Annotated in this window: 1 rRNA gene; it reads right to left on the bottom strand. The window is 52.4% G+C overall.

Annotated features, from left to right (window positions below):
• Positions 1 to 215 precede the first annotated feature (215 nt).
• A 23S ribosomal RNA gene (locus B5V89_RS15325) occupies positions 216 to 3,064 on the bottom strand; the annotation flags it as partial.

Raw genomic sequence — 3,064 nt, 5'->3', positions numbered from 1 at the left:
TGACCTTCTCGCCATAATTACCAGACTATTTATTTAAGGGATTGTTCCCTCAAAACTAGATAGATGAGAAACAGTAATAACGTTGAATCAACCTGTCCAGCTGCGGGCGCTATCGGCTCGCGTCACTTCACTTCTTCTGTCGAAGTCTTCCAGACTTCTCCGCCAGAAGCTCCAGTGAGTTTCGCCGATGGGCAAGCACCCTTCGCTTTTCTAATTAGGATAAGTCTTCGACCGATTAGTATTCGTCAGCTCCATGTGTCGCCACACTTCCACCTCGAACCTATCAACCTGATCATCTTTCAGGGGTCTTATTTAGATAAACTAAGGGAAATCTCATCTTGAGGGGGGCTTCATGCTTAGATGCTTTCAGCACTTATCCCTTCCGCACATAGCTACCCAGCGATGCCTTTGGCAAGACAACTGGTACACCAGCGGTGCGTCCATCCCGGTCCTCTCGTACTAAGGACAGCTCCTCTCAAATTTCCTACGCCCACGACGGATAGGGACCGAACTGTCTCACGACGTTCTGAACCCAGCTCGCGTACCGCTTTAATGGGCGAACAGCCCAACCCTTGGGACCGACTACAGCCCCAGGATGCGATGAGCCGACATCGAGGTGCCAAACCTCCCCGTCGATGTGGACTCTTGGGGGAGATAAGCCTGTTATCCCCGGGGTAGCTTTTATCCGTTGAGCGATGGCCCTTCCATGCGGAACCACCGGATCACTAAGCCCGACTTTCGTCCCTGCTCGACTTGTAGGTCTCGCAGTCAAGCTCCCTTGTGCCTTTACACTCTGCGAATGATTTCCAACCATTCTGAGGGAACCTTTGGGCGCCTCCGTTACCTTTTAGGAGGCGACCGCCCCAGTCAAACTGCCTGCCTGACACTGTCTCCCACCCCGATTCAGGGGTGCGGGTTAGAATTTCAATACAGCCAGGGTAGTATCCCACCGACGCCTCCACCGAAGCTGGCGCTCCGGCTTCAAAGGCTCCTACCTATCCTGTACAAGCTGTACCAAAATTCAATATCAGGCTGCAGTAAAGCTCCACGGGGTCTTTCCGTCCTGTCGCGGGTAACCTGCATCTTCACAGGTACTATAATTTCACCGAGTCTCTCGTTGAGACAGTGCCCAGATCGTTGCGCCTTTCGTGCGGGTCAGAACTTACCTGACAAGGAATTTCGCTACCTTAGGACCGTTATAGTTACGGCCGCCGTTTACTGGGGCTTCAATTCAAAGCTTCGCTTGCGCTAACCTCTCCTCTTAACCTTCCAGCACCGGGCAGGCGTCAGCCCCTATACTTCGCCTTACGGCTTCGCAGAGACCTGTGTTTTTGCTAAACAGTCGCCTGGGCCTATTCACTGCGGCTCTCTCGGGCTTGCACCCTAACAGAGCACCCCTTCTCCCGAAGTTACGGGGTCATTTTGCCGAGTTCCTTAACGAGAGTTCTCTCGCTCACCTTAGGATTCTCTCCTCGCCTACCTGTGTCGGTTTGCGGTACGGGCACCTTTCACCTCACTAGAGGATTTTCTAGGCAGTGTGGAATCAGGAACTTCGGTACTATATTTCCCTCGCCATCACAGCTCAAGGTACATGGTGACGGGATTTGCCTCGTCACCCCTCTAACTGCTTGGACGCGCTATTCCAGCAGCGCGCTTACCCTATCCTCCTGCGTCCCCCCATCGTTCAAACGGTGAAGAGGTGGTACAGGAATATCAACCTGTTGTCCATCGCCTACGCCTTTCGGCCTCGGCTTAGGTCCCGACTAACCCTGAGCGGACGAGCCTTCCTCAGGAAACCTTAGGCATTCGGTGGAAGGGATTCTCACCCTTCTTTCGCTACTCATACCGGCATTCTCACTTCTAAGCGCTCCACCAGTCCTTACGGTCTAGCTTCTCAGCCCTTAGAACGCTCTCCTACCACGGACACCAACGGTGTCCATCCACAGCTTCGGTGATACGTTTAGCCCCGGTACATTTTCGGCGCAGAGTCACTCGACCAGTGAGCTATTACGCACTCTTTAAATGGTGGCTGCTTCTAAGCCAACATCCTGGTTGTCTAAGCAACTCCACATCCTTTTCCACTTAACGTATACTTTGGGACCTTAGCTGGTGGTCTGGGCTGTTTCCCTTTTGACTACGGATCTTATCACTCGCAGTCTGACTCCTAAGGATAAGTCATTGGCATTCGGAGTTTGTCTGAATTCGGTAACCCGATGAGGGCCCCTAGTCCAAACAGTGCTCTACCTCCAAGACTCTTACCTTAAGGCTAGCCCTAAAGCTATTTCGGAGAGAACCAGCTATCTCCAAGTTCGATTGGAATTTCTCCGCTACCCACACCTCATCCCCGCACTTTTCAACGTGCGTGGGTTCGGGCCTCCAGTAAGTGTTACCTTACCTTCACCCTGGACATGGGTAGATCACCTGGTTTCGGGTCTACGACCTCAAACTCATTCGCCCTATTAAGACTCGCTTTCGCTGCGGCTCCGCCTCTTCAGCTTAACCTTGCTTGAAATCGTAACTCGCCGGTTCATTCTACAAAAGGCACGCTATCACTCGGCGTCTTTCCGAAGGAAATACGCACAGAGCTCTAACTACTTGTAGGCACACGGTTTCAGGTTCTCTTTCACTCCCCTCCCGGGGTGCTTTTCACCTTTCCCTCACGGTACTGGTTCACTATCGGTCACTAGGGAGTATTTAGCCTTGGGAGATGGTCCTCCCTGCTTCCGACGGGATTTCACGTGTCCCGCCGTACTCAGGATCCACTCTGGAGGGAACGAAGTTTCAACTACAGGGTTGTTACCTTCTTTGACGGGCCTTTCCAGACCTCTTCATTTACTCCGTTCCTTTGTAACTCCGTATAGAGTGTCCTACAACCCCAAGAGGCAAGCCTCTTGGTTTGGGCTTCTTCCGTTTCGCTCGCCGCTACTCAGGAAATCGCGTTTGCTTTCTCTTCCTCCGGGTACTTAGATGTTTCAGTTCCCCGGGTCTGCCTTCCTTACTCTATGTATTCAAGTAAGGATACTACCCCATTACGGGCAGTGGGTTCCCCCATTCGGAAATCTCC

Source organism: Heyndrickxia sporothermodurans (assembly GCF_003055045.1).
GTDB lineage: Bacteria > Bacillota > Bacilli > Bacillales > Bacillaceae_C > Heyndrickxia > Heyndrickxia sporothermodurans.
The sequence above is the reverse complement of the archived record's forward strand: the minus strand, read 5'-3'. Positions and strand labels throughout refer to the sequence as shown.